Annotated in this window: 15 protein-coding genes; 10 read left to right on the forward strand and 5 right to left on the reverse strand. The window is 67.1% G+C overall.

The genetic code is table 11. The annotated features are described in order from the left end of the window. The 6 genes from BRSPCE3_RS12095 (at window position 1) to BRSPCE3_RS12120 (ending at window position 5,605) form a co-directional block, all read left to right on the forward strand. Window positions 1-900: an ABC transporter permease gene (locus BRSPCE3_RS12095; protein WP_244066037.1), complete on the forward strand. Its 900-nt coding sequence runs from the start codon at window positions 1-3 to the stop codon at window positions 898-900. Window positions 901-979: 79 nt separating this feature from the next. Beyond that, window positions 980-2,797 carry an ABC transporter ATP-binding protein gene (locus BRSPCE3_RS12100; protein ID WP_244066038.1) on the forward strand — a complete coding sequence of 606 codons (1,818 nt, stop codon included), beginning with the start codon at window positions 980-982 and terminating at the stop codon, window positions 2,795-2,797. Window positions 2,798-2,816: 19 nt separating this feature from the next. Then, on the forward strand, window positions 2,817-2,996 hold the full coding sequence (locus BRSPCE3_RS12105) for a DUF4089 domain-containing protein (protein WP_244066039.1): 180 nt from the start codon (window positions 2,817-2,819) through the stop codon (window positions 2,994-2,996). A 28-nt stretch (window positions 2,997-3,024) separates the two neighbouring features. Then, complete coding sequence (locus BRSPCE3_RS12110; RefSeq protein WP_244066527.1) at window positions 3,025-4,407, forward strand: AtzE family amidohydrolase; 1,383 nt, start codon at window positions 3,025-3,027, stop codon at window positions 4,405-4,407. A gap of 56 nt (window positions 4,408-4,463) precedes the next feature. Beyond that, on the forward strand, window positions 4,464-4,856 hold the full coding sequence (gene hpxZ / locus BRSPCE3_RS12115; protein WP_244066040.1) for an oxalurate catabolism protein HpxZ: 393 nt from the start codon (window positions 4,464-4,466) through the stop codon (window positions 4,854-4,856). Between the two features lie 17 nt (window positions 4,857-4,873). Then, window positions 4,874-5,605: a GntR family transcriptional regulator gene (locus tag BRSPCE3_RS12120; protein WP_244066041.1), complete on the forward strand. Its 732-nt coding sequence runs from the start codon at window positions 4,874-4,876 to the stop codon at window positions 5,603-5,605. Between the two features lie 57 nt (window positions 5,606-5,662). Here BRSPCE3_RS12120 and atzF read toward each other — a convergent pair whose 3' ends face one another. Together atzF and BRSPCE3_RS12130 are read right to left on the reverse strand one after the other, a co-directional pair. After that, window positions 5,663-7,402 carry an allophanate hydrolase gene (gene atzF, locus BRSPCE3_RS12125; RefSeq protein WP_244066528.1) on the reverse strand — a complete coding sequence of 580 codons (1,740 nt, stop codon included), beginning with the start codon at window positions 7,400-7,402 and terminating at the stop codon, window positions 5,663-5,665. Window positions 7,403-7,670: 268 nt separating this feature from the next. Then, the gene (locus tag BRSPCE3_RS12130) at window positions 7,671-8,192 is read right to left on the reverse strand and encodes a MarR family winged helix-turn-helix transcriptional regulator (RefSeq protein ID WP_244066042.1); all 522 of its coding nucleotides are present in this window, start codon (window positions 8,190-8,192) and stop codon (window positions 7,671-7,673) included. 155 nt (window positions 8,193-8,347) lie between these two features. Between BRSPCE3_RS12130 and BRSPCE3_RS12135 the strand changes: the two genes are divergently transcribed. Beyond that, a complete protein-coding gene (locus BRSPCE3_RS12135; protein ID WP_375709900.1) occupies window positions 8,348-10,210 on the forward strand; it encodes a feruloyl-CoA synthase in 1,863 nt (620 codons plus the stop codon). A 461-nt stretch (window positions 10,211-10,671) separates the two neighbouring features. Here BRSPCE3_RS12135 and BRSPCE3_RS12140 read toward each other — a convergent pair whose 3' ends face one another. Further along, complete coding sequence (locus BRSPCE3_RS12140) at window positions 10,672-11,196, reverse strand: MarR family winged helix-turn-helix transcriptional regulator (RefSeq protein ID WP_244066043.1); 525 nt, start codon at window positions 11,194-11,196, stop codon at window positions 10,672-10,674. 82 nt (window positions 11,197-11,278) lie between these two features. Between BRSPCE3_RS12140 and BRSPCE3_RS12145 the strand changes: the two genes are divergently transcribed. After that, on the forward strand, window positions 11,279-12,481 hold the full coding sequence (locus BRSPCE3_RS12145) for a cytochrome P450 (RefSeq protein WP_244066044.1): 1,203 nt from the start codon (window positions 11,279-11,281) through the stop codon (window positions 12,479-12,481). Between the two features lie 55 nt (window positions 12,482-12,536). Further along, entirely contained in the window at window positions 12,537-13,748 is a 1,212-nt protein-coding gene (locus tag BRSPCE3_RS12150; protein WP_244066530.1) for an ABC transporter substrate-binding protein, read from the forward strand. Between the two features lie 254 nt (window positions 13,749-14,002). Here the strand turns inward: BRSPCE3_RS12150 and BRSPCE3_RS12155 are convergent, their stop codons facing one another. Next, the gene (locus tag BRSPCE3_RS12155; RefSeq protein ID WP_244066045.1) at window positions 14,003-14,656 is read right to left on the reverse strand and encodes an isochorismatase family protein; all 654 of its coding nucleotides are present in this window, start codon (window positions 14,654-14,656) and stop codon (window positions 14,003-14,005) included. A 149-nt stretch (window positions 14,657-14,805) separates the two neighbouring features. Here BRSPCE3_RS12155 and BRSPCE3_RS12160 point away from each other — a divergent pair, with 149 nt between their 5' ends. Continuing rightward, complete coding sequence (locus BRSPCE3_RS12160) at window positions 14,806-15,756, forward strand: helix-turn-helix domain-containing protein (protein WP_244066046.1); 951 nt, start codon at window positions 14,806-14,808, stop codon at window positions 15,754-15,756. Window positions 15,757-15,774: 18 nt separating this feature from the next. On the opposite strand, the gene BRSPCE3_RS12165 is transcribed toward BRSPCE3_RS12160, so the two are convergent. Further along, window positions 15,775-17,388 (reverse strand): tannase/feruloyl esterase family alpha/beta hydrolase, encoded by a 1,614-nt coding sequence (locus BRSPCE3_RS12165; protein ID WP_375709909.1) that lies wholly within the window; start codon window positions 17,386-17,388, stop codon window positions 15,775-15,777. Between the last annotated feature and the right edge of the window lie 129 nt (window positions 17,389-17,517).

Below are 17,517 nucleotides of genomic sequence, written 5' to 3' on the forward strand. Positions count from 1 at the left end.
ATGAGCAGCGTTGCGCCGACCGTCGAGCCCGCGGGCTCCGCCCGCACCTCCGGACTTGCTGCGGTACTGGAGCAGACCCGCTACGTGCTGAGCGAGAACAAGGTCACCGGCTTCGCCTTTGCGCTGTTGATCCTGATCCTGTTCGCCGCGCTGTTTGGGCCTTACGTGGTGCCGTACGACCCGCTCGCCTCCGACACCGCGGCGGCATTGAAGCCGCCGTCCACCGCGCATTGGTTCGGCACCGACCAGCTCGGCCGCGACATCTTCAGCCGGGTCATCGTCGCGACCCGGCTCGACACCTTCATCGCGATCGCCTCCGTGGTGCTGGTGTTCCTGATGGGCGGGCTGGCCGGCATCGCCGCCGGCTATTTCGGCGGCTGGACCGATCGCATCGTCGGCCGCATCGCCGACACCATCATGGCGTTTCCGCTGTTCGTGCTGGCGATGGGCATCGTCGCGGCGCTCGGCAACACCGTGCAGAACATCATCATCGCGACCGCGATCGTCAACTTTCCGCTCTATGCCCGGGTCGCGCGCGCCGAGGCCAATGTCCGCCGCAACGCGGGCTTCGTGCAGGCGGCGCGGCTCTCGGGCAACGGCGAATACCGCATCCTGCTCGGGCACATCCTGCCCAACATCATGCCGATCATGATCGTGCAGATGTCGCTGACCATGGGTTACGCGATCCTCAACGCCGCGGGTCTCTCGTTTATCGGCCTCGGCGTCCGGCCGCCGACCGCCGAGTGGGGCATCATGGTCGCCGAGGGCGCCGGCTTCATGGTGTCAGGCGAATGGTGGATCGCGCTATTCCCCGGCCTTGCGCTGATGATCGCGGTGTTCTGCTTCAACCTGCTCGGCGACGGCCTGCGCGACATCGTCGACCCGCAGCGGAGGACGTGATGACGGTTTCGTCGCGGTGCCATGATACCGTCTCGCTACTGTGCATGGGGTTGTTTTCGATATTTTGTGGGAGGCGCGCATGACCGCCCAGCCGCTGCTCGACGTCAGCGATCTCACCGTCGAGTTCACCACCCGCCGCGGCATCGTCAAGGCGGTGCAGCACGTCAACATCTCCGTCGGCAAGGGCGAGACAGTCGGCATCGTCGGCGAGTCCGGCTCCGGCAAGTCGGTGACGTCATATGCGGTGATGCGCATCCTCGATCGCGCCGGCCGGATCGCCGACGGCTCGGTGATGTTCTCCGGCATCGACGTCAAGTCGGCTTCGGAGAGCCAGATGCGCGACCTGCGCGGCCGTGAAGTCTCGATGATCTTCCAGAACCCGCGCGCCGCGCTCAATCCGATCCGCAAGGTCGGGCACCAGATCGAGGACGTGCTGCGCCAGCACGTCCAGCAGGCGCAGGTCACCGACCGCGGCGAGACCGCGATCGCGGCGCTGGAGCAGGTCAAGATCGCGCGTCCGCGCGAGCGCTATCACGCCTATCCGTTCGAGCTGTCCGGCGGCATGTGCCAGCGCGTCGTCATCGCGCTGGCGCTGGCCTGCAATCCGCAGCTGCTGATCGCCGACGAGCCGACCACCGGCCTCGACGTCACCACCCAGAAGGCGGTGATGGATCTGATCGTCGAGCTGACCCGGCGCCGGGCGATGTCGACGATCCTGATCACGCACGATCTCGGCCTTGCCGCCGCCTATTGCGACCGCGTCGTGGTGATGGAGAAGGGCCGCGTGGTCGAGACCGCGGTCTCGGCCGACATCTTCGCCGCGCCCCAGCACGACTATACGAAGAAGCTGATGCGCGCGACGCCGCGGCTTGGGGTGTCGCTCAGGGATCTATTGCCGGAGGACGAAGCCTCGACGCTTTCTTCCGCCTCGCCCCGCCTGCGGGGAGAGGCCGACGCGCGCAGCGCGGCGGGTGAGGGGGACTCTCCCCGAGCTGTGCTTGTGGATAGAGCCCCTCACCCCAACCCTCTCCCCGTAAAGAACGGGGAGAGGGAGCGGATAGAGCCCCTCCTGTCCGTCGAAAAGCTCGTCAAGGAATATCCCCGCCAGGGCGCAGGCTCGGTGCTGACAAAGCTGTTCGGCCGCAAGCCGCCGGTCGAGGAGGAGATCTTCCGCGCGGTCGACGGCATCAGCTTCCAGGTCGACCATGGCGAGAGCGTCGGGCTGGTCGGCGAATCCGGTTGCGGCAAGTCGACGACGTCGATGATGGTGATGCGGCTGCTGGACCAGAGCTCCGGCCGCATCGTGTTCGACGGCGAGGACATCGGCGGCATTCCGCCACAGTCGTTCGCGCGGCTGCCGCGGCGCAGCCAGATCCAGATGGTGTTCCAGGACCCGACCGACAGCCTCAACCCGCGCTTCACCGCGGCGCGCGCGATCGCGGACCCGATCATGCAGCTCGGCGACATCAGGGGACGCGACGCGCTCCGCGATCGCTGCGAGGATCTGGCGCGGCTGGTCGGCCTGCCGGTCAATCTGCTGGATCGCTTTCCGCACCAGCTCTCCGGCGGCCAGAAGGCCCGCGTCGGCATTGCGCGCGCCATCGCGCTGCACCCGAAGCTCGTGATCCTCGACGAGCCCACTGCCGCGCTCGACGTCTCGGTGCAGGCGGTGGTGCTCAATCTGCTGCAGGACCTCAAGCAGTCGATGGGCATGAGCTATCTGTTCGTGTCGCACGACCTCAACGTGGTGCGGCTGCTGTGTGATCGCGTCATCGTGATGCGCGCCGGCCGCATCGTCGAGCAGGGCGCATCCGAACATGTCTTGGGCAATCCGCAGGATGCCTATACAAGGGAGCTGCTGACGGCGATCCCGCATCCGCCGTTGCCGGTTGCCTGAGAAACTCACTGGGAGCGAAATGGCCGATCATCTCGACGACTACATCAACGCCGTCGCTCGTGCGATGGCGTTGCCGCTGGAGGACGACTGGCGTCCCGCGGTGCGCGCCAATCTCGAAGTCTCGCTGCGGCTGGCAAGGCTGGTCGATGACTTCCCGCTGCCTGACGATGTCGCGTCGGCCGCCGTCTATTCGACCTGAGATCGCGATGCCTGAAACTTCCGCTTTCATGTCGGCCGCCGAAATCGCGCAGGCCGTTTCAAGCCGCAAGCTCACGGCGCTCGCCGTGACCGAAGCCGCGCTCGCGCGCATCGCCGCGCACGACAAGGTCCTTAACGCGTTCACCGACGTCACCGCCGACCGCGCCCGGGCCAAGGCCAAGGCGATCGATGCCGCGCTCGCCGCGGGGCAATCGGTCGGCCCGCTCGCCGGCGTGCCCTTCGCGGTCAAGAACCTGTTCGACGTCGAGGGGCTCTCGACCCGCGCCGGCTCCAAGATCAACCGCGACCTGCCGCCGTCGCCGCGCGATGCCACGCTGATCGAGCGGATGGAGGCGGCGGGCGCCGTGCTGGTCGGTGCGCTCAACATGGGCGAATACGCCTACGACTTCACCGGCGAGAACGTGCATGACGGCCCGTCGCGCAATCCGCACGATCCGACGCGGATGACCGGCGGCTCCTCGGGCGGCTCGGGCAGTGCGGTCGGCGGCGCGCTGGTGCCGATCGCGCTCGGCTCCGATACCAACGGCTCGATCCGGGTGCCGTCGTCGTTCTGCGGCACGTTCGGCCTGAAGCCGACCTACGGAAGGCTGTCGCGCGCGCGGTCCTATCCGTTCGTCGCGAGCCTCGATCATCTCGGTCCGCTGGCGCGCAGTGTGAAGGATCTCGCGCTCGCCTATGATGCCATGCAGGGACCCGACGGCGACGACCCCGCGTGCATCGTGCAGTCGGTCGAGCCGACCGTGCCGTTGCTGGCCAATGACGTCCGCGGGCTGCGGATCGCGATCGCCGGCGGCTACTTCCAGCAGAACGTGTTTCCGGAGGCGGTCGAAGCCGTCGCGCGCGTCGCCAAGGCGCTCGGTGCGAAGCAGACCGTGGAGCTGCCGGAAGCCGCGCGCGCCCGCGCCGCCGCCTACATCATCACCACGACCGAGGGCGCCGCGCTGCATCTCGACCGGCTGCGCCAGCGTCCGAACGATTTCGATCCGGCGGTGCGCGATCGCTTCATCGCGGGCGCGATGGTGCCGGCGGTCTATGTCGACAGGGCGCAGAAATTCCGCCGCTGGTTCCGCGCCAAAATGCTGGAGCTGTTCCAGTCGGTCGACGTGATCCTGGCGCCGGCAACGCCGTGCACCGCGCCGAAGCTCGGTCAGGTCAATTTCACGCTCGACGGCGTCGAGCTTCCGGTGCGCGCCAATATCGGCGTCCACACCCAGCCGATCTCCTTCATCGGCCTGCCGGTGGTGGCGGTGCCGGTGCCGCTCGAGCCGATGCCGATCGGCGTGCAGATCATCGCCGCGCCCTGGCGCGAGGACATCGCGCTACGGGTCGCCTATGCGCTGGAACAGATCGGTGTCGCGGCCGCGCCGGCGCCGAGAGGAATTGGCGCATGATCCGGAAAAGTGGGAACCGGTTTTCCGACAAGATCATGCGCAACTGAGAGGAAGCCATGGAAATCGATCTTCCCGACGTGATTGCCGAGGTCACCGCGCAGTTCGAGCGCTATGAAAAGGCGCTGGTGTCGAATGATGTCGCCGTGCTCGACGAGCTGTTCCGCAACGACAGCCGCACGCTGCGCTACGGCATCGGCGAGAACCTCTATGGCTATGCCGAGATCGCGGCATTTCGCGCGGGGCGGCCGGCGGCCGGGCTGATGCGCAAGATCGACCGCACCGTGATCACGAGCTATGGCCGCGACACCGCGATCGCCTCGACGCTGTTCTACCGGGACAGCGCGCCGGGTCGGGTGGGGCGGCAGATGCAGACGTGGATTCGCTTCGCCGAGGGCTGGAGAATCGTCGCAGCCCATGTCAGCGTCATCGACGAGCCCAAAGGCGTTTGAACAAGAGCGCTTGAACCATGAGCCTGGACGATCTTCCGACCCGCGCGCCGCAGCCGGCCGAGTCCGAGCCGGTGGTGCCGCGCGTCGATCGCCCGTCGTCGCTGGTCGACAAGGTCACCCGCGCCGAAGAGCTGCGCCTGCAACTCGCCGACGAGATCGTGCGCGGCACGCTGCCGCCCGGCGCCGGGCTCGACGAGACCGACCTTGCACGCCGCTTCAACGTGTCGCGGACCCCGGTGCGCGAGGCGCTGCGGCAGCTTGCCGCCAGCGGCCTGATCGATGCCCGCGCGCATCGTGGCGCGGTGGTGGCGCGGCCATCGCTTGAAAGACTCTCCGGCATGTTCGAGGCGATGGCCGAGCTGGAAGCGATCTGCGCCGGCCTTGCCGCCGAGCGGATGACGCCGGCCGAGCGCCACGCGCTGGAGGCGGTCCATGAGGAGCTGCGGGTTTTGAGCTACACCGGCAATCCCGAACGCTTCCACGAGGTCAATGAGCGCTTTCACAACGCGATCTATGCCGGCTCGCAGAACGCCTATATCGCCGAGATCACCCTGGCGACGCGGGTGCGCGTGCAGCCGTTCCGCCGTGCCCAGTTCCGCAACCTCGGGCGGCTGGCGAAATCCCACGCCGAGCATGACCGCGTCGTCGTCGCCATCCTGCGCGGCGACAAGCCAGGGGCTGCTGCGGCGATGCGCGCCCACATTGAGCAGGTGCGCGGCGAATACGAGACCTACGCGGTGTCGGTGTAGCGCGCTCTCGTCATTCCCCGGTGCGCAATTGCGCACCGGGGAATGACGAAGGCAGGGCTACGCCTTTATCCTTTCCGCCATGAACGCCCGCCAGCCGCCATAGGCGGAAATATCCTTCGCGCCGGCGATCGCGGCGGGCTCGACGATGAAACCCTTGGCCTGCCGTCCGTCGGCGAGCCTGATGGTGCCGATCGACAGCGGCGGCGGGATCGCAGCGACGAATGCGCCGAACGCGGCCGGCGACATCGCCCACAGTTCGAGCTTGATCGCGTGACCTGCACCGGCCTCGACACGCAGCATGCCGGGTTTCGGCGGCGTGGTGTCGAGCGCGTAGAGCTTGTAGTCGGCTGCGGTGACCGTTTCCTCCAGCAGCCGCGCATCGCGCGTCGTCAATTCGTGGTTCAGCGCCATGCCGGAGAGATGCGCGCCGACCACCGCGATCGTGATCTCGTCGGCCCCGGCTTGCGCTAGCACCTTGGCCAGCGGCGGCTGCGACAGCGCCTTGGCGCCGACCGCGAGCTTGGTGTCGGCATGGAAGACGCGGCCGATGCTGGCGAGTTCGGCATCGCAGCCTGCGGGCGCCAGCAGCGTGACGCCGAACGGCGCGCCGTCCGGCCGCATCGCGGCAGGCAAGGCAAGGCCGCAGAGATCGAGCAGGTTGACGAAGTTGGTGTAGGTGCCGAGCCGCGAGTTGAGCTCGATCGGATTCGCCAGCACCTGCTCGGTCGAATAGACCGTCGGGGCGGTCGGCAGCACGATGGCGTCACACTGCGCGAAGGTGCGCGCGGCAACCCGGCGCAGCGCCTGCAGACGATAGAGCGCGGAGAACGTGTCGGCAGCGCTGGGCCGCGCGCCGGCGATGGTGATCTCGCGTGTCACCGGATGGATCGCGTCCGGCGCCGATGCCAGCAGGTCGCGGATCACGAGATAGCGCTCGGCGACCCACGGGCCTTCATAGAGCAGCCGCGCCGTCTCGTAGAACGGCTCGAGATCGAATTCGACGAGTTCGGCGCCGAGCGCCTGCCAGCGCTTGCACGCCGCGTCATAAGCCTGCTCGGCGTCGCGATCGCCGAAGAAGATCAACTGGCCGCTCTTGGGAATGCCGAGCTTCAGCTTGGCCGGAAATGGTGTGAGCGCAGCCAGCGGCCGGTCGCGCGAGAACGGATCGGCGTCATCCGGCCCGGCCATCACCGCGAGCGCAGCCAGCGCGTCGTCGGTAGTGAGCGAGAAGATCGAGATGCAGTCGAGCGTGCGGCAGGCCGGCACCAGCCCCGCATTCGAGATCAGCCCGAGGCTCGGCTTGAGCCCGACGATGTTGTTGAGCATCGCCGGCACGCGGCCGCTGCCCGCGGTGTCGGTGCCGAGCGACAGCGGCACCAGGCCCGCCGAGACCGCGACCGCGGAGCCCGAGCTCGAGCCGCCCGGCACCAGATCGCCGCGCACCGGATTTTTGGGAATGCCGTAGGGCGAACGCACGCCGACCAGGCCGGTGGCGAACTGGTCGAGATTGGTCTTGCCGATGATGATGGCGCCGGCTGCGCGCAGTTTGGCCACCGCGGTGGAATCCTGCGCGGGCACATAGGAGAATGCCGGGCAGGCGGCGGTGGTCGGCAGCCCCGCCACGTCGATATTGTCCTTCACCGCGACCGGCACGCCGTAGAGCGGCAGCGTCGGGTCCGCGAGCCGCGCGGCCTCGGCGAGCGCCTCCTGCTCGTCGCGCAGGCTGATGAAGATGGCGGGGTCGCTGTGCGCGCGGATCCGCTGGTAGCTGCGCGCCACGGTTTGCGCCGGCGTCATGGTCAAGGTGCGGTGTGCGGCGACGATCGCGGCGACAGTTTCAGTCACGTGATGGGCCTCGTCTCTGGTGCGGCGAGGGATCGGATGCCCGCCGCGAGGGATTGCAGCCGGATCGAAGCAAGCAATGTGCCATTGTGTACAATTCGCCTGCGGCCGCTGCGCGACGGATTATCACACAATATCAGTTGCTTGTAATGGGCGCTGGCGGTTGGAGAAAGCCTGCCTCCGTGCGCATCTGCTCAACATTAAGGCAGGCGTGGTTGATCGATCAGGTGAAGCCGGCGAGGATCTGTAGCAGCTGCTCGCGGTTCTCCTTGCCGATCTTCTCGGCGACGTGCCGCTCGTGCTCGGCGGCGAGCCGCCTGAACTGGGCCAGCGCGGTCCTGCCGCGCGCAGTCAGATGCAGCGCGTGGGAGCGGCGGTCGGTGGCGGAGGGGATACGGCTGACGAAGTCGCGCTCCTCCAGGCTGTCGAGCAGATGCACCAGGCGCGCGCGCTCGATCCCGAGCCGCTTCGCGACCGCCATCTGGCTGAGGCCCGGATTGGCCCCGATCACGGTCATGACCGAATACTGCGTCGGACGGATATCGACCGCCGCCAGGGTCTTGATGAAGTCCTGGAAGATCCAGAGCTGGAAACGCCGCACCGCGTAGCCGGCGTGGCCGACCAGCGCGTCGAGGCCGACGTCATCGCCGGTGTCGCCGCCGGATGCCCGGCCATTCGTAGCGCGCGCCCGGCGGCGGATCGCCACTGCCGTTGCCTTGCGCGATGTCTTTTGCCGGCTCGCCATGCGCATAGGCTAGCGCGCCGGCGGCGAGAGGGGAAGATTGTTGTTGACGACAACAATTGATGTCCGCAACATTATGACCAAAGAGCCCGGCCGGGGCTACGCCGCCGCACCATGTTGCAGCGCGAACCCGATCAGACATGGGCGAGGAGGAAACCATGACGATGGCCAGCGCCAACGGAGACGATCCGCGCAATCTGTTCGCGACGCCCGCGATCGTTACCATCAGCCGCGACGACGGCAGCATCCTGGTCCGCTCCACCACGCCGCTCAAGGAAAGCGCCCGCTGCGTCGGCGACTGGCTGGAGCATTGGGCGCGGCAGGCACCGGATCGCATCTTCCTCGGCGAGCGCGCCAGCACCGAGGCGCCCTGGAGCACCGTCAGCTATCACGAGGCACTCGGAATCGTGCGACGGACCGCATCGTGGGTCCTGGCGCAAGGGCTGAGCGCCGAGCGGCCGCTGGTCATTCTCTCCGATAACGGCATCGATCACGCATTGTTCGCGCTCGCCGCCCAGCATGTCGGCGTACCTTCGGCTGCGATCTCGCCGGCCTATTCGCTGATGTCGAAAGACTTCGACAAGCTGAAGAGCATGATCAGCCTGCTCGATCCCGGTGCGATCTATGTCGCGGCCACCAAGCCGCTCGCCGCGGCGCTCGCCGCGATCGCGCCGCTGCATCGGGCCACCATCGTCAGCGGCAATCCCGAAGATGCCGACGCGCTGCCGTTCCGTACCGTCGCGGCGACGCCTGAATCGTCGGAGGTCGCCACCGCCTTTGCCGCGGTGACGCCGGACACGATCGCAAAATTCCTCTTCACCTCGGGCTCAACCGGCACGCCGAAGGCCGTGATCAACACCCAGCGCATGCTGACCTCGAGCCAGCAGGCCAAGGCGCAGACCTGGACATTCCTGGAGCAGCCCGGCGAGGAGCTGGTCATCCTGGACTGGCTGCCGTGGAGCCACACCTTCGGCGCCAACCACAATTTCAATCTGGTACTGCGCAACGGCGGCACGCTCTATGTCGACGGCGGCAAGCCGGCGCCCGGCCTGTTTGCGACCTCGCTCGCCAATCTGCGTAGCGTGGTGCCGACGGTCTATTTCAACGTGCCGCGCGGCTTCGACATGCTGATCGCGGCGTTGCGCACCGACGAGGAGCTGCGCCGCAAATTCTTCGAGGGCACCAAATTCGCCTTCTATGCCGGCGCGGCGCTGCCGCAGAATCTGTGGGACGCGCTGGAGGAGCTATCGCTGCAAACGGTCGGCCGCAAGCTGCCGATGGTGTCGGCCTGGGGCTCGACCGAGACCTCGCCGCTGGCGACCGACTGCCACTTCCTCGCCGAACGCTCCGGCAATATCGGCGTGCCGATCCCGGGCACCGAGCTGAAGCTGGTGCCGTCGGGCGACAAGCTCGAAGTGCGCGTGCGCGGGCCCAATGTCACGCCGGGCTACTGGAAGGCGCCCCAGCTGACCGCAGAGGCCTTCGACGATGAGGGCTTCTACAAGATCGGCGACGCCGTCACCTTCGCCGATTCGGATCGGCCCGATCTCGGCCTGTTCTTCGACGGCCGCGTGGCGGAGGATTTCAAGCTCAATTCCGGCACCTGGGTCAGCGTCGGCACGTTGCGCGTCGCCGGCATCGCGGCGCTGGCGCCGCTCGCGCAGGACATCGTGGTCGCGGGCCACGGCCGCGACGAGGTGGGCTTCCTGGTGTTCCCGAACCTTGCCGCCTGCCGGGCGCTGGCAGGCCAGCCCGAGAGCGCCGATGCGCGGGAGGTGATCGGCCATCCGGCGGTGCGTTCTGCGATCGGGCAGGGGCTGGCGCGGCTGAAGGCGCAGGGCGGTCATTCCTCCGGCCACGCCACCCGGGCGCTGTTGCTGGCTGAGCCTGCTTCGGTCGACGGCGGCGAGATCACCGACAAGGGCTACATCAACCAGCGCGCCGTGCTGACCCGCCGCGCGGTTGCGGTGGCGGTCCTGGAGGACGATGCGGCGGGCGAGGTGATCGCCTGTGCGGGCTGAGATCAGCAGGCTTGAGTGAGGAAGGCACCAGCGGAAGGGTTCCCTCCCCCCTTGCGGGGGAGGGTTAGGGAGAGGGGTACCGCTTGCTCCGCTGCTGATTGAACACGAGGACACGCGTTGGTCGGTCAAGCCAAGTCGTTGATGCGGCGTCGCGCAATGTCTCAAATCTCGCCCGGGGCCACCCCTCTCCCCAACCCTCCCCCGCAAGGGGGGAGGGAGCCTAAAGCGGCGTGCCCGCCTCACGCGTCACATCGCTCTGCTTGCGACCCGACGACGCAGCGCATCATGGATTCTTAGTTGCTATGGCAACTAGTCTGTGCGAGTTTTCGCCCGGAACAGGGCCGGTCAACGGCCGCGCTTTTGGGAGGACAATGTTGCGCAGCAGCGCGCGGACGGCTCGCATGGACGATCGGGCAGATACCGCGGTGGCGCAGGGCGCCGCCCGTGGCCCGGCCGCGTGGTCAGGTCGTGCCTTGCCCGGTCACGGCGCCGAGATTCTCGTGCAGCCGGCGCAGCAGGTCGATCAGCACCTCGCGTTCATCCTTTTTCAGGCACGACAGCAGCCGCCGCTCGCGCTCCAGCGCCGCGACGATGACCCTATCGTGGATGGCCCGGCCGCGCGCGGTCAGCGTGATCGAATGAGTGCGACCGTCGTCGGGCGCGGTGCGGATCGTCAGCAGCCCGCGCTTCTGCAGCGCGGCGAGGTTGCGGCTGACCGGGCCCTTGTCGAAGCCGATCACCTGGCAGATCCGGGAGGCCGGAATCCCCGGCTCGATCGCCAGTTGCGAGATGATTCGCCACTCGGTGACGTTGACGCCGAAATTCTTCTGGTAAAATGCGGTGGCGCTGTTCGACAGCTTGTTGCCGATGAAGGTGATGAACGCCGGCACATAGCGATTGAGGTCCAGCAGCGGGCCGTCGGTGGCATCTGCGGGATCGGCCGGTCTGGGCCGGCGGGGCTTTCGGGGGAGGGGCTGGCTGCTCATTTCTCAAATCATCGCTGCGAAACTGCTCGGGAGCAAGTGACATGCGGCCCGTGTTGACAAGAACAAACCTCGGGAGGTCCCGATGACTGCAACAGGGGGGACGTCAGTCCCGCATCTCGACGTCGATCCGTTCGCACTCGACTTCTTCGCCGATCCGTTCCCGACCCATCAGCGGCTGCGCGAGGCCGGGCCGGTGGTCTATCTCGACAAGTGGAATGTCTATGGCGTGGCGCGCTACGCCGAGGTCCATGCGGTCCTGAACGATCCCGCGACCTTCTGCTCCAGCCGCGGCGTCGGCCTCAGCGACTTTTCCAAGGAGAAGCCGTGGCGGCCGCCGAGCCTGATCCTGGAGGCCGATCCGCCCGCCCACACCCGAACCCGCGCCGTGCTGAGCACGGTGCTGTCGGCGACCGTGATGAAGCAGCTTCGCGGGCAGTTTGCCGCCGCCGCCGAGGCCCGCCTCGATGTATTGCTGGAGAAGCGCAGGTTCGACGCGATCGAGGACCTTGCCGAAGCCTATCCGTTGTCGATCTTCCCGGATGCGCTCGGCCTGAGGCCGGAGGGCCGTGAGAATTTGCTGCCCTATGCAAGTCTGGTGTTCAATGCCTTCGGCCCGCCGAACGAGCTCCGCAAGGAGGCGATCGAGCGCTCGGCACCGCACCAGGCCTATGTTGCCGAGCAGTGCCAGCGCGACAATCTCACCCCAGGCGGCATCGGCGCCTGCATCCACGCCCATGTCGACAGCGGCGCCATCACCGCAACCGAGGCGCCGCTGCTGGTGCGCTCGCTGCTGTCGGCCGGGCTCGACACCACCGTCAACGGCATCGGCGCCGCCGTCTACTGCCTCGCGCGCTTCCCCGACCAGTTCGAGAAGCTGCGCGGCGACCCGACCTTGGCGCGTAACGCCTTCGAGGAAGCGGTGCGGTTCGAAAGTCCGGTGCAGACCTTCTTCCGCACCACGACCCGTGACGTCGAGCTCAGCGGGGCGAGTATTCCCGAAGGCGAGAAGGTGCTGATGTTCCTGGCTGCGGCCAACCGTGATCCGCGCCGCTGGGAAGCGCCCGATAGCTACGACATCACGCGCCGCACGTCAGGGCATGTCGGTTACGGCTCGGGCATCCACATGTGCGTCGGCCAGCTCGTCGCCCGCCTCGAAGGCGAGGTGATGATGGCGGCGCTGGCGCGCCGTGTCGCCCGGATCGAAATCACAGGCGAGCCGAAGCGCCTGTTCAACAACACGCTGCGCGGGCTGAACAGCCTGCCGGTCGAGATCACGCCGGCCTGACGGGAAACGTGAAGCCGGCAACAGGTTAGCTGAGGAAAAACGGGGGATGCGATTGATGAAGGGCTTCGGGGTTGGTCTGGCGCTGGCATTGGCCTGCGTCGCGGGCAGCGCAAGCGCGGAGATATCAGACAATGTCGTGCGCGTCGGTGTGCTCAACGACATTTCCGGCATCTTCCAGGACACCAACGGCATGGGCTCGGTCGAGGCCGCGCGGATGGCGGCGGAAGACTTCAACGGCGGGGCTAAGGGCATCAAGGTCGAGATCGTCTATGCCGATCACCAGAACAAGGCCGACGTCGGCTCTGCGATCGCGCGCAAATGGCTCGATGTCGAAGGCGTCGATGCCATCGTCGACGTGCCGAACTCGGCGGTCGGCCTCGCCGTCAACACCGTGCTGCGCGATTCCAGGATGACGTTCCTGGCCTCGTCGACCGCGAGCTCCGATCTCACCGGCAAGGCCTGCTCTCCGAACACCATTCAATGGGTCAACGACGCCTGGGCGACCGGCAACACCACCGCGGCCGCGATGATGCAGCGTGGCGGCAAGGATTGGTATTTCGTGACCGTCGACTACGCGCTCGGCAAGGGCATTGAAGCCGAGGCGACCAACTACATCGAAAAGCACGGCGGCAAGGTGCTCGGATCGAGCAAGCATCCGCTCGGCACCTCGGACTTCGCGTCCTTCCTGCTGCAGGCGCAGAACTCGAAGGCAAAGGTGATCGGCCTTGCCAATGCCGGCGACGACACCATCAACGCGGTGAAGCAGGCGGCCGAGTTCGGCATCCAGGAGGGCGGCCAGACCATGGTGGCGTTCCTGCTGTTCGTGAACGACGTCCACGGCATGGGCCTCAAGGTCGCGCAGGGCCTGCAGCTGCTCGAAGCGTTCTACTGGGACATGAATGACGACACCCGCGCATTCGCAAAGCGCTTTGCCGCGCGGCCCGGCATGAACGGCAAGATGCCGAGCGGCAACCAGGCCGGCGTCTATGCGTCGACGCTCGCCTATCTCAACGCGGTCGCGGCCACCGGCAGCGACGATGCCAAGGTCGTGGTGCCGCAGATGAAGACCTTCAAGGGCAAGGACAAACTGTTCGGCGACACCACGATCCGCCAGGACGGTCGCGTCATCCACCCGATGTATCTGTTCGAGGTGAAGAAGCCGGAGGAGTCGAAGTACCCCTACGACTATTACAAGCTGATCGCGACCATCCCGGCCGAGCAGGCATTCCGGCCGCTGGCCGATGGCGGGTGCTCGCTGGTGAAGTGAGTGGCTGGCCGCGCGTGCTTCATCCTCCCCTGGAGGGGTCGAGACGAGCGAAGCTCGCTCTGGGATCGGTTCGCATGGAATGCGAGCCGAGGTGGGGTGAAGGTCCCTCCAGTCAAACAGTGCCCGCGTTGAGAGATCACCCCACCCCGGATCGCACGTCGCTTCGCTCGTTGCGATCCGACCCTCCCCCTCCAGGGGAGGGTGAAGAAGGTGAGATCTCTCCGCGGGGCATACTAAGTTGAACCACTATTCAGCTATGCCGCCTTCGAACTTGCGGCCTTCACCCTCCCCAGCATCTCGGCCGCCGTCATCACATGCGCGGTCGAGAACGCGAGGATCGTCAGCGTGGCGCGATGCACCTCTTCGGCTGATAGTGCGCCCTGGCCGACGTCGGGATAGTCGAAGGTGCCGGTCGCGTCCGACAGGAAGACGACCTTGTAATTGTGGAACATGGCGTCGCGCGCGGTGGCGTGGCAGCAATTCTCGGTGGTCGTCCCCGAGATGATCACCGTCGTGATGCCCCATTCGCGCAGGATGAGGTCGAGGTCGGTGGCGAAGAAGGCGCTGTAGCGGTGCTTCTTGATGACGTGCTCGCCGGGCGCGGGAGCAAGGTCGTTGAAGATCTCGACGCCCGCGGTGCCGTCGACCAGCGACGAGCGGTCGGCGATCGGACCATAGAGATCGTCATAGAGCCCCATGTCGCTGCCGTCGCGCCGATGCACATGCGCGGTGTAGACGACGCGGATGCCCTTGTCGCGGCAGGCCTTCAGGGTCTGCGCCAGCCGCGGCACCATGGCGGCGGCCTGCGCCGAGCGCAGCTTGGCGCCCTCGGCCACGAAATCGTTTTGCATATCGACCACGATCATGACGGTGCGGGCGGGGTCGATGACGTCGCATTGGTAGCCCATCTGGTGTCTCCTCTCCTGTGGGAGACATTTTCTACCTCCGCCGCGGCGGCCGTTCTTGGCTGCGCTGGCCAGTCGCTGGACTCTGCTTGCCAGAAGGGAGGGCTCGACGCAGAATGTCCCGCTGCCGGGTTGGGCGGGAGCGAGGTCCGATGCAGACCCCAGATCATACAGTCGTCGCGCAAACGCTGGTCGCGCCGGGTGACAGCTTCGACCGCTGGCATCACGTCACCTGCCGCGAATTCTCGCTGACCGAATGTCGCCGCGTCGCCGACGAGGCGTTTGCCGCATCGATTTCGATCCGCCATTTCGGCCCGCTTGCGATCAACGACATCTGGTCGTCGACGCCGGCCGCCGACCGCATCCGGGTGATGCGCAGCGTGGGTGACGTCCGCCGCGACCCGCGCGACTATTTCATGTTGTGGCTCACCTTGCGCGGCGAGGTCAGCTTCGCGCAGGGCGGCCGCGAGGTGCGCATGCGCCGCGGCGATCTCATGCTGCATGACCAGGCGCAGCCGTTCACGCTCGAATTCGCGCCCAGCGCGCGTTCGATCATGGTGTCGATCCCGCGGCCGCTGCTGCTCGCGCGGCTGCCGGATGCGCATCGGCTGACGGCACGGCGGGTCGGCAATGCGTCGAAAGTGGGCGCGCTGGCGGGATCGCTGATCCGGCAGCTGACACGCATCGATGACGAGGCCGGGCCCGCTGCGACAAGGCTTGGCGCCTCAATGCTCGATATCTTCGCGACCACGCTGCAGACCGAGCTGACGGGCGACGTGCCGCCGCACGGCGACGAACGGCTGGCGCGGGTCAAGGCCTACATGCTGGCCAATCTGGACGACCCCGAGCTCGATCTCGATGCGATCGCCACGGCGCAGCACATGGCGCCGCGCACGCTCAATCGGCTGTTCGCGCGCGAAGGCACGACGCCGATCCGCTGGCTCTGGCAGCAGCGCCTCGCGGGTGCCTACCAGGCGCTGGCCGAGCGGCGCTTCAGCCATGTCACCGATGCGGCGCTCAGCTTCGGCTTCAGCGACGTCTCGCATTTCAGCCGCGCCTTCAAGGCCCCGTTCGGCCGCTCGCCGCATCAGGTGATGGGGTGAGGGCGGAGCGACCTCACCTCACGGCGCGCAGGAGAAGCTCGACGCCGCGGTGACCGGTCCAGCCCTGTAGTGCGGCCAGGCCGGCCAGCGGCACAGCGGCAGCGCGCGCAGTGTGTCGAAGCCCGGCGCCTGCAGCTTCTGCTCCGTCACTTCCAGGTCGCCGGGCGCCTTGCCGTTCTCGACCCAGTCGACCAGCACGGTCAGCATATCGACATTGGCGGGTGCGCCGGAGCCGACATGGTCGACGCCGGGCGCGGTGTAGAGCCGGGCGAACTCCGCGGCCTTGTCCTTGCCGAGCGTCTTCTCGACGTTCTCGAAGTAGCGGATGCCGGCATAGGGGCTTTGCGCGTAGTCGGCCATGTGCTCGAGCATCATGAGCTTGCCGCCGTGGGCGTGGAAGCGGCTGAGGTCCGGATCGGTGGAATCCATCAACGCGGAGACTTGCAGCACGCGCGCCTTGTGGTCCTCCAGCTTGTAGGTCGTGACGTCGAGCTTCGGATCGCGGGCGAAGACATATTGAATGCCGCCGGCGCCGTAGATCCAGGCGATGCCGTTGGTCGGAGCCGGTGGCTGCGCCGGCGCCGTGGTGCCGAGCCACCACGCGCTCCAGCCGCCGGTCGGGCCGAACGCCGGCGTGTTCTCGCCGGATACACCCCAGCCCGGATAGTCGTCGAGCCCGTTGGCGAGCGGGAAGGAGAATTTGTACGGCGCATGCAGCGTCTCGATCGCAGCAATCTGCTTGCCGGTCAGGCAGTCGTCGCCGCTCTGCCCCGCGGCGCATGCCAGCGTGGCCGGCTTGAACGCGGCCTTGCAGCTGACGGGGTCCTGCACCAGTGCGTCGTCGGAGCCGTCCTGCGTGTCGCAAGCCTTCAGCACGGCGTCGGCTACGAGCTTGACCTGCGCCGGCCTGATCCAGCCCTCGCCCATGGTCACGAGGCCGGAGCGGGTGCCGGCGTGCTGCAATCCGACCCAGTTGATCACGGGGACGCGCGCGAAGATGCCGTCGAAATCGTCGGGGTAGCGCTGCGCCATGGTCAGCGCCTCACGGCCGCCTTCGGACGATCCCATGAAATACATCTTCGCCGGCGGCTTGCCGTAGGCGCGCACGATCAGCGCCCGCGCAGCGTCGCGCACCTTCTTGTAAGCCTTGTGCGAAAAATTCTCGAACGCCTCGTCGTTCAGCGCGAACAGCTGAGGCGGCTCGCCGGGCTTCTGTTCGTGGCCGGAATCGGTGCCGTAAGTGGCGAAGCCGAGCGCCAGCGGCGAGGGCTTGTCGAATGGATAGGCCGGCGGCAGGCCGAGGCCCGTGATCAGGACGCCGTTGAAGCCGCCGCCGCCATATTGCAGCGAACGGCCATTCCACTCGACCGGCAGGTTGACCTCGAACTTGATCGGCGGCGCCGCGGGGTCGGTGGGATCGATATGCCCGAGCACTTTGCAGAAGGCGGGATTGGCCGGGACGACGCGGCCGGCCGGTGTCGGCGCCTTCTCGGCGACTGCGAGCGGCGATGGTGCCTGAAGCGTGGCGCTGTCGATCTTGATCGCGCCATCGGCGGAGCCGGCAAGGCCGCCGCAGATTGCCGCGGGATCGCCGGTCATTGCCGTCGCGGATGCGGAGGAGGCGCACGACATCAACGTGACAAACGAAGCCGCGAACGCCCATAGGCGCGCATCGATCCGCATCATTTCCCCCCATACACATATTGTTGCTATGGCAAGTATTTCACGCGCGGGGTCAGTGCACAATGGTCGAACGCAGTT

This window comes from Bradyrhizobium sp. Ce-3 (assembly GCF_022835695.1).
In the GTDB taxonomy this organism is placed as follows: domain Bacteria; phylum Pseudomonadota; class Alphaproteobacteria; order Rhizobiales; family Xanthobacteraceae; genus Bradyrhizobium.

Coding starts and splice junctions, on each gene's coding strand:
- BRSPCE3_RS12100 (WP_244066038.1), top strand. CDS start 980: ATGACCGCCCAGCCGCTGCTCGACGTCAGCGATCTCACCGTCGAGTTC.
- BRSPCE3_RS12095 (WP_244066037.1), top strand. CDS start 1: ATGAGCAGCGTTGCGCCGACCGTCGAGCCCGCGGGCTCCGCCCGCACC.
- BRSPCE3_RS12140 (WP_244066043.1), bottom strand. CDS start 11,196: ATGAGCAGCCAGCCCCTCCCCCGAAAGCCCCGCCGGCCCAGACCGGCC.
- BRSPCE3_RS12105 (WP_244066039.1), top strand. CDS start 2,817: ATGGCCGATCATCTCGACGACTACATCAACGCCGTCGCTCGTGCGATG.
- hpxZ (WP_244066040.1), top strand. CDS start 4,464: ATGGAAATCGATCTTCCCGACGTGATTGCCGAGGTCACCGCGCAGTTC.
- BRSPCE3_RS12155 (WP_244066045.1), bottom strand. CDS start 14,656: ATGGGCTACCAATGCGACGTCATCGACCCCGCCCGCACCGTCATGATC.
- BRSPCE3_RS12120 (WP_244066041.1), top strand. CDS start 4,874: ATGAGCCTGGACGATCTTCCGACCCGCGCGCCGCAGCCGGCCGAGTCC.
- atzF (WP_244066528.1), bottom strand. CDS start 7,402: ATGACGCCGGCGCAAACCGTGGCGCGCAGCTACCAGCGGATCCGCGCG.
- BRSPCE3_RS12165 (WP_375709909.1), bottom strand. CDS start 17,388: ATGTCGTGCGCCTCCTCCGCATCCGCGACGGCAATGACCGGCGATCCC.
- BRSPCE3_RS12110 (WP_244066527.1), top strand. CDS start 3,025: ATGTCGGCCGCCGAAATCGCGCAGGCCGTTTCAAGCCGCAAGCTCACG.
- BRSPCE3_RS12145 (WP_244066044.1), top strand. CDS start 11,279: ATGACTGCAACAGGGGGGACGTCAGTCCCGCATCTCGACGTCGATCCG.
- BRSPCE3_RS12150 (WP_244066530.1), top strand. CDS start 12,537: ATGAAGGGCTTCGGGGTTGGTCTGGCGCTGGCATTGGCCTGCGTCGCG.
- BRSPCE3_RS12135 (WP_375709900.1), top strand. CDS start 8,348: ATGACGATGGCCAGCGCCAACGGAGACGATCCGCGCAATCTGTTCGCG.
- BRSPCE3_RS12160 (WP_244066046.1), top strand. CDS start 14,806: ATGCAGACCCCAGATCATACAGTCGTCGCGCAAACGCTGGTCGCGCCG.
- BRSPCE3_RS12130 (WP_244066042.1), bottom strand. CDS start 8,192: ATGGCGAGCCGGCAAAAGACATCGCGCAAGGCAACGGCAGTGGCGATC.